The sequence below is a fragment of the Ferruginibacter sp. genome (assembly GCF_031430955.1).
Classification (GTDB): Bacteria; Bacteroidota; Bacteroidia; order Chitinophagales; family Chitinophagaceae; genus Ferruginibacter.
On the sequence record NZ_JANPCM010000466.1, the window covers coordinates 1 to 7946 of the forward strand.

Consider the following 7946-nt stretch of genomic DNA (forward strand, 5'->3'; position numbering starts at 1 on the left):
GGCAGCTGGCATATAATTCTGCCAGCATCTGCAGCATAAAGGTGGAAAATAATTTAGGCTTATCCTGCAAATCGGTCACCCGTAATACATTTATCATTCCCCTTCCATCATCACTCATGCGCATTAAATCATCTACCTCAAAACTTTTTTCGCCAAAGAAAATATCTGCACCCTGCTGCTGCAGTTCAATTACTTTACGCAAAATTGTTCCCGTACTGGTGGTAGATATTTTACCGTATGTTTTTTCAATTTCAGCTTTTCCTTCATCGCCAATATATTGCAGCACTTTAATAAAATCTTTTAAATCGAGTAATGGCAATTTTGTATCATCACAATATTTAAAAATCATGGCTACCACGCCACCCTGCGTATCATTTAACCCTAAAATTTTACTTAACAGCACCGGCCCAAACTCACTAACGGTGGCCTTTAAATGAACACCTTTTTGCCCGGTTAAAGTCATTAGTTCAGCAGGGAATAGCGCAGGTTTATACTCCATGCTAAGTTTAGCGTAGCGATCTTTTACTTTATCGTTGGCAGCACCCTCGGCAGCAATGCCACTTAAATCGCCTTTAATATCCATCAATAAAACCGGTACACTGTTATAGCTTAAAAACTCGCTGATCATTTGCAGGGTTTTGGTTTTACCTGTACCGGTAGCACCGGCAATTAAACCGTGGCGGTTCATTGTTTTTAAGGGAAGATTGACAACTGCTTCGGCAACCACTTCGCCATCTAAAACAGCACAACCAATTTTTACTGATTCTCCTTTAAAAGTGTAGCCATCTTTTATGGCCTGAATAAAAGCTTCTTTACTGGGCATTGTTTATAATTTTTTGAAAGGTACAACCTGTAATTGACATGAATAAAATCATTTTTCAGCCAGTTCCTGTTAATTTTGCAGAAATGAAAAAGCCTTTTTATATTCTTTTTTTAACTGCAATAACGCTCTTTATTGTCAGTTCATCTTTTCAGCAAAAAAATGCAGACATAAAAACTAAAGCTGCTCTTGGCAAAAAATTGTTTTCCGAAAAAATATTATCGTTAGATTTTTCTGTAAGCTGTGCCAGTTGCCACAAACCTGCGTATGCATTTGCAGATACTGCTGCGTTCAGTACAGGAATTAATGAAAAGCTAAAGGCAAGAAATACCCCATCAGTTTTAAACATGAAAAACCGGCCGTATTTTTTTTGGGACGGCAGAGCGGTAACCTTGCAGGAGCAATCGCTGATGCCCATACAAAACCCCGATGAGATGGGGTTGCCCATTGATGAAGCGGTTAAAAGATTAAACGAAAGCAAAGAATATAAAAATCTTTTTCAAAAAATATTTAAGCAACAGCCTAACGCAAAAAATTTATCGGCAGCCTTTGCGGCTTACGAGCAAACTTTAGAAACCGTTGACAGTAAGTTTGATGACTGGAGCAATAATATTAAAAAATTATCAGCCTCAGAGGAGCGTGGCAGGCAGCTATTTATTGGTAATAAATCAAAATGTTTTAACTGCCACCGTATGGAAGATTTTACTACCGACGAATTTAAAAATATTGGCTTGTACAATGCAAAAGATTTAAAAGATGCCGGCTTATACAATATCACCCAAAAAGAAACGGATAAAGGAAAATTTAAAACTCCCGGCTTACGCAATATTGCAGTAACTGCACCTTACATGCACAACGGCATGTTTAAAACTTTGGAAGAAGTGGTGGAGTATTATAACGATCCGGCAAAAATTGTATCTAACTCCATCAATATTGATGATGATTTAAAACAACCGCTTGGCTTAACTGAAAAGGAAAAGAAAGATTTAATTGCCTTTTTAAAAACGCTAACGGATAAAAAATATGCCCGCTGATTACGCAGATGGAAAAATTGCATCAATCTACATGAGGCAAAAAAAATCCGTGTAAATCTGTGTAATCCGTGGTAACCCCATTTTTCCGCAGGCAAATCTCTTTTCAGCTATATCAGCGTAATCTGCGGGCAACAATTCTACCTTTAACAAAAAATTAGGCACTATATTCGCTGTACCAAAAATGAATTAATTTTATTTGCTATTAAACTAATAAAACATGGAATCAGTAAAACCCAAAATATTACTTTGCGAAGACGATACCAACCTTGGCATGGTATTAAAAAATTATTTAGAATTAAACGATTACGACGTAATATTAGAGCGTGACGGACGGCTGGGCTTAGCGGCTTTTCAGCGGGAGAAATTTGACATTTGTTTGCTGGATGTAATGATGCCCAATATGGATGGCTTTACATTGGGAGAAGAAATACGTGATGTAAATCCCGATGTGCCCTTATTTTTCCTCAGCGCAAAAACAATGAAGGACGATATTATACAGGGTTATAAACTGGGTGCCGATGATTATATCACTAAACCTTTTGACAGTGAAGTGCTGCTGCATAAAATAAAAGCTATTTTAAAACGCAACGAAGAAATGCACCGTGAAGAAGTAAATGCAGAATTTGATTTGGGCAATTATCATTTTAATCCCCGCCTGCGTGAATTAACGATTGCTGGTAAAGTGCAGGTGTTATCGCCTAAAGAAAATGAGTTGCTAAAAATGCTGAGTGAATACAAAAATGATTTACTGAGCCGTGAAATTGCATTGAAAAAAATATGGGGAAGTGATACGTATTTTAATGGCAGAAGTATGGATGTGTACATTGCCAAATTGCGTAAATATTTAAAAGAAGATCCTAAAATTGAAATTGTAAATATTCACGGTAATGGTTTCAGGTTAGTGGTTTCTGAATAAGAACCCCATCTCATAAAGGGGCGAAATTATTAAAGAGTTGTTCTTATTTTGAACAACTCTTTTTATGAAAATAAAGTGTTGGGAGAATTGGGTTGTGTTTTCCCTAAATGCTTATACGCTTTTTCTGTAGCTTCTCTTCCTCTTGCAGTACGTTGCAAAAATCCTTCCTGTATTAAAAACGGTTCGTACACTTCTTCAATAGTCCCTGGTTCTTCACCCACAGCTGTGGCAATTGTTGTGATGCCTACAGGCCCACCTTTAAATTTTTCTATTATGGTAGATAATATCCTGTTGTCCATTTCATCTAATCCATAAGCATCTACATTTAATGCCTTAAGTGAATGTTCTGTAATGCCCAAATCGATAACGCCATTGCCAATTACTTGTGCAAAATCCCTCACCCTTCTTAATAAACCATTAGCAATACGTGGTGTGCCACGGCTGCGGCCCGATATTTCTGCAGCCGCATCGCTAGTAATTTTTGTACCCAGTATTTTTGAAGAGCGGAGAATAATATTTTTTAAAGTAACCGCATCGTAATATTCTAATCTTGATTTTATTCCAAACCTGCTAAGCAACGGTGCAGTTAATAAACCACTTCTTGTGGTAGCACCAATTAATGTAAACGGATTTAAATTGAGTTGTACACTTCTTGCATTGGGGCCGCTGTCGATCATAATATCAATGCGGTAATCTTCCATAGCTGCATACAAATATTCTTCTACAACTGTACTCAGGCGGTGTATCTCATCAATAAACAAAACATCGTTTGCTTCTAAATTAGTAAGCAAACCTGCAAGGTCGCCGGGCTTTTCAATTACCGGGCCGCTGGTTTCTTTAATGCTTACACCTAATTCGTTGGCTACAATTCTGCTTAAAGTTGTTTTACCCAAACCCGGCGGGCCATGAAATAAAATATGATCCAGCGCCTCACCCCTCATTTTAGCAGCCTTAATAAAAATGGTAATATTTTCTATAATCTGCGGCTGGCCACTAAAATCATTTATAGCAGATGGCCTGATCGTGTTTTCAAATTCTTTATCTGCACCAGTTGCCTCACTATTTAAATTAGGATTTGCCATGGGGTAAAAATAACAAAATAACGGCGGCACTAAAAATAAATCCTCTTTTTATTTGTATATACAAATGATAATACTTTACCTTTGTGTTGCAAATGAAATCATCTAACAGCCGTTTTAATAAATGTCTTTATTTTTCTGCTAATGCATTGGCAAGAAAAATAGAGAAAATTGCAGTAGAAAACTGGAAGAAGATAGATCTTGCCCCCAGCCACGCCTATTTATTGATGATGGTACTGGAAAACCCTGGCGTACAACCTGGTTGTATTGCAGATGAAATGCAACTTACCCCAAGTACCATAACAAGGCTGATAGAAAAATTAGAAGATAAAAAACTGCTGGTACGTACGGCAGAAGGTAAAATTACTAACGTTTATGCTACACCAAAAGGTAAGGAGCTGTTACCTAAAATGAAAAATTGTATGGGAGATTTCTATAAAACCTATACCGACATTTTAGGTGCAGATGAAAGTAGCAGAATGGTGCAAAACATTAATAAATTAACAGATAAACTGAGTTAATATTTTTTTACCTCAACATTTGTACATACAAATATAAATTAACAAACAATAAAACAAACCAATTATGAAGTACGTAATCACCGGGGGAGCAGGACATATCTCTTCTCCATTAGCAGAAAAATTATTAAGTGCAGGCCACGATGTAACTGTTGTTGGCCGTAATGCAGAAAAATTACAATCATTAGTAAGTAAAGGAGCAAAAGCAGCCGTAGGATCGGTAGAAGATGCTGATTTTTTATTGCAGGCTTTTGCAGGTGCTGATGCAGTGTATGCTATGATACCGCCTAATTTTGCAACAGAAAATTTCAGGCATTATCAAAACACAGTAGCAAGAAATTATGTGGCTGCTATTACAGCTAATGCAATAAAAAATGTAGTGGTGCTCAGCAGCATTGGCGCACATATGGGTAATGGAGCCGGCCCTGTTGATGGGCTTGCAGATTTTGAAGACTTACTGAAAAAACAAAATGGTGTTAATGCAAAATTTTTAAGGCCTTCTTATTTTATGTACAATCTTTTTGCAATGATACCATTGATAAAAGGAATGAATATTACTGGAGGAAATTTTGGCAGCAATGATGAAAAATTAGTGCTGGTGCATACCAGCGATATTGCAGCTGCTGCTGCCGAAGAGTTACTGGCTTTAAACTTTACAGGTTTTTCTGTTAGATATATAGCCGGTGATGAAAAGACAGGTGCAGAAATTGCTGCTGCTTTAAGTACTGCTATTGGTAAACCCGGTATTCCCTGGGTTGCATTTACCGATGAGCAAACGATGGAAGGAATGAAAGGTGCAGGACTTACAGAAACCATGGCAGAAGCGTATACCACTATGGGCAAGGCTTTAAGAGAAGGTAAAATGCAGGAAGATTACTGGAAAAATCGTCCGGTATTGAGTACAATAAAATTAGAAAATTTTGTAAAAGAATTTGCAGCAGCATTTAATGCGTAATCAATTTTATTAGTAACAAAGGCTTAAAAGTTTTTGAAAAATAGTACGTAAAAAAACCTCCGCTAAAAAACGGAGGCTTTTATTTCCCTTATGCTTCAACTATTTATTTTGATTTTGCATTAACCGCAACCCTGCGGTTTTGAGCCCTTCCTTCTGCAGTTGTGTTATCAGCAATTGGCCACTCGGGACCATAACCTTTAGCACTTGCAATTGAAGTTGGTGCTGAGGTTAAAGGGTTACACAAGTTGATGAAAAATATTACAAATGCAAGGTTTTATTGATGTGGTTGTCAACACAACCTCCCACAACACCATATAGCCATTAATCAAAACACACCGTAATTTCACTATCTTGGCCTTTAGATTTGCACTATGGGTAAAGTAAATGTAAGATATTGGTTGTGCCAGATTATAGGATGGGGCATTTTTGGCCTTATCCATATCTATTTTAACCTGGTGGTTTTTGCCGAGCAGTTTGCACAACATGGTGGCCAAAACGAATATCTTATCAGTCTTGCTATTTTTTTAGTCTCAGGTATTATATCAACTCATATTTTAAGAACGATAATTAAAAGAACCAACTGGCTTAAATTTTCTTTCAATAAAATCTGGATAATTTTTATCATTGGCATTGGGGCCACCAGCCTTTTATTATTTTATGGTGGTAATGCAATAGAACATAATACCGCTTATTCGTTTGATAATTATATTCAAAAATATAAATTAGAAAAAGCCAAAAAAACAGAAGCCAGTGCAGGCTTGGATAAAGTAACTTATTACAGCAATACACCACTTAAAGATTCTGTAAATATTAAAACCATATCCGACATAAAAAAAACTACGGGTTGGTACAGAAACAGCAAAGGAGAATGGAAGTTTGAAGACAAATCTGAACTGCTGGGCATTTATCAAAATTTATTATTGCTTGCACTTTGGTTTTTAATTTATATCGTTTATCATTATGTTGATAAAAACAGAAGGGACCAGATTGACCGTTTAAAATTAGAAAGCACTGTTAAAGAACTGGAATTAAAAACTATAAAATCACACATCAATCCCCATTTTATTTTTAATTCGCTTAACAGTATAAGGGCATTGGTGGACGAAAATCCGGAAAGGGCGAGAAGAGCCATTACCGAACTGAGTAATATTTTACGCAGCAGCATGCAGGCCGAAAAATCAGAGACAGTTACCTTAGAAAAAGAACTGGATATTGTAAAAGATTATCTTGCTTTAGAGCACATGCGTTTTGAAGAAAGGCTGCAGGTTGAAATGGATATTGATAAAGATACGCTCAGCCAGCCGGTACCGCCAATGATGCTGCAAACCCTTGTAGAAAATTCCATTAAACATGGCATCAGTAAATTAATAGATGGTGGTGTGGTTCGTATTGCAGCCGATTTTAAAGGCGATAACCTGGAATTATCGGTACAAAATACCGGGCAGCTTAACGGCAATAGAAATGGCGATGGTTTTGGTATTAAAAGTACACAGGACCGTTTAAATTTAATGTACCAGGGCAAAGCACATTTTGAAATAAAAAATATTGGCACTAATATGGTGGAGAGTAAAGTAACTATGCCGGCTACCATTTAAATTTTTGAACATAAAAGCAAACACACTATGCAGAGAGCTGTAATTATTGACGATGAACGTTTGGCAAGAAATGAATTAAAAAAACTGTTACTCGATTTTCCGGAAATAGAGGTAATTGGTGAGGCTGCGAATGCTGCAGAGGGTTTAGAAAAGATTGAAAACCTTTCTCCCGATCTGATTTTTTTAGATATACAGATGCCGGGTAAAACCGGTTTTGATATGCTTACCGAACTGGAAAAGGCACCGCATGTAATTTTTACTACCGCTTACGATGAATATGCTTTAAAAGCTTTTGAAGTTAATGCTTTAGATTATCTAATGAAACCGGTGGAGCCTAAACGCTTAGCTGATGCTTTACAAAAATTGCAGCAGGCCGATGAAAAAGAAATGGCTGCAACTATGGCCGGCATTAACCGTGGCATGCTTACCGAGGCCGACCAGGTGTTTGTAAAAGATGGCGAACGCTGCTGGTTTGTAAAATTAGGCGAAGTGCGTTTGTTTGAAAGCGTAGGCAATTATGCCAAAGTATTTTTTGGTACTAACAAGCCGCTTATCTTAAAATCTTTAAATGCACTGGAAGAAAGATTGGATGAAAAAGTATTTTTCCGGGCCAACCGCAAACATATTGTAAACCTGCGCATGATAGAAAAAATAGAACCTTATTTTAATGGCGGCCTTTTATTAGAACTGCATGGCGGCGAAAAAATTGAAGTCAGCCGCAGGCAGGCGGTTAAATTTAAAGAGATGATGAGCCTTTAAGAGTGCATAATTAATAATGAAAAATTTATAATGAAGAAAATATTTTTAACTGTTTCAGCAGGCTTTGTATGCCTGCTTTGTTTTGCACAAAATATTGATAAAATAATAAATGCTGTTGAAGTGGAACGTATTGAAAAAATACTTTCAGCAGATGATATGCATGGCCGCAAAACATTTACACCGGGTATTGATAAAGCGGCAGACTTTATTGCGGCAGAATTTGCAAAAAGCAAACTGCAGTTTTTAGGTACTAACAAAACCTACTTCCAG

General features: G+C 37.0%; 9 protein-coding genes and 1 pseudogene. 7 read left to right on the top strand and 3 right to left on the bottom strand.

The features are described from left to right. The coding region (locus ACY65O_RS12820) for a helicase HerA-like domain-containing protein (protein ID WP_462221254.1) at window positions 1–823 on the bottom strand (823 nt) is incomplete at its 3' end. 38 nt (window positions 824–861) lie between these two features. Between ACY65O_RS12820 and ACY65O_RS12825 the strand changes: the two genes are divergently transcribed. Both ACY65O_RS12825 and ACY65O_RS12830 read left to right on the top strand, forming a co-directional pair. Further along, window positions 862–1854 carry a cytochrome-c peroxidase gene (locus tag ACY65O_RS12825; protein WP_462221255.1) on the top strand — a complete coding sequence of 331 codons (993 nt, stop codon included), beginning with the start codon at window positions 862–864 and terminating at the stop codon, window positions 1852–1854. Between the two features lie 217 nt (window positions 1855–2071). After that, window positions 2072–2770 carry a response regulator transcription factor gene (locus ACY65O_RS12830; protein WP_462221256.1) on the top strand — a complete coding sequence of 233 codons (699 nt, stop codon included), beginning with the start codon at window positions 2072–2074 and terminating at the stop codon, window positions 2768–2770. Between the two features lie 62 nt (window positions 2771–2832). Here ACY65O_RS12830 and ruvB read toward each other — a convergent pair whose 3' ends face one another. After that, window positions 2833–3852: a Holliday junction branch migration DNA helicase RuvB gene (ruvB, locus tag ACY65O_RS12835; protein WP_462221257.1), complete on the bottom strand. Its 1020-nt coding sequence runs from the start codon at window positions 3850–3852 to the stop codon at window positions 2833–2835. Between the two features lie 92 nt (window positions 3853–3944). Here ruvB and ACY65O_RS12840 point away from each other — a divergent pair, with 92 nt between their 5' ends. Then, complete coding sequence (locus tag ACY65O_RS12840) at window positions 3945–4370, top strand: MarR family winged helix-turn-helix transcriptional regulator (RefSeq protein ID WP_462221258.1); 426 nt, start codon at window positions 3945–3947, stop codon at window positions 4368–4370. A 64-nt stretch (window positions 4371–4434) separates the two neighbouring features. Continuing rightward, on the top strand, window positions 4435–5322 hold the full coding sequence (locus ACY65O_RS12845) for an NAD(P)H-binding protein (RefSeq protein WP_462221259.1): 888 nt from the start codon (window positions 4435–4437) through the stop codon (window positions 5320–5322). A 103-nt stretch (window positions 5323–5425) separates the two neighbouring features. Here the strand turns inward: ACY65O_RS12845 and ACY65O_RS12850 are convergent, their stop codons facing one another. After that, the gene (locus ACY65O_RS12850; RefSeq protein ID WP_462221260.1) at window positions 5426–5566 is read right to left on the bottom strand and encodes a hypothetical protein; all 141 of its coding nucleotides are present in this window, start codon (window positions 5564–5566) and stop codon (window positions 5426–5428) included. 127 nt (window positions 5567–5693) lie between these two features. Between ACY65O_RS12850 and ACY65O_RS12855 the strand changes: the two genes are divergently transcribed. From ACY65O_RS12855 to ACY65O_RS12865, 3 genes and pseudogenes are all read left to right on the top strand, one after another. Continuing rightward, the gene (locus ACY65O_RS12855) at window positions 5694–6917 is read left to right on the top strand and encodes a sensor histidine kinase (RefSeq protein ID WP_462221261.1); all 1224 of its coding nucleotides are present in this window, start codon (window positions 5694–5696) and stop codon (window positions 6915–6917) included. Between the two features lie 27 nt (window positions 6918–6944). Further along, window positions 6945–7676, top strand: coding sequence for a LytR/AlgR family response regulator transcription factor (locus ACY65O_RS12860; protein WP_462221262.1), 732 nt, complete (start codon window positions 6945–6947; stop codon window positions 7674–7676). Window positions 7677–7706: 30 nt separating this feature from the next. After that, window positions 7707–7946, top strand: a pseudogene (locus ACY65O_RS12865) (aminopeptidase); the annotation flags it as partial.

Excerpts from the sequence above, each read along its gene's own strand:
- ACY65O_RS12855 (WP_462221261.1), top strand. The coding sequence starts at position 5,694 with ATGGGTAAAGTAAATGTAAGATATTGGTTGTGCCAGATTATAGGATGG.
- ACY65O_RS12845 (WP_462221259.1), top strand. The coding sequence starts at position 4,435 with ATGAAGTACGTAATCACCGGGGGAGCAGGACATATCTCTTCTCCATTA.
- ACY65O_RS12840 (WP_462221258.1), top strand. The coding sequence starts at position 3,945 with ATGAAATCATCTAACAGCCGTTTTAATAAATGTCTTTATTTTTCTGCT.
- ACY65O_RS12825 (WP_462221255.1), top strand. The coding sequence starts at position 862 with ATGAATAAAATCATTTTTCAGCCAGTTCCTGTTAATTTTGCAGAAATG.
- ACY65O_RS12830 (WP_462221256.1), top strand. The coding sequence starts at position 2,072 with ATGGAATCAGTAAAACCCAAAATATTACTTTGCGAAGACGATACCAAC.
- ACY65O_RS12860 (WP_462221262.1), top strand. The coding sequence starts at position 6,945 with ATGCAGAGAGCTGTAATTATTGACGATGAACGTTTGGCAAGAAATGAA.
- ruvB (WP_462221257.1), bottom strand. The coding sequence starts at position 3,852 with ATGGCAAATCCTAATTTAAATAGTGAGGCAACTGGTGCAGATAAAGAA.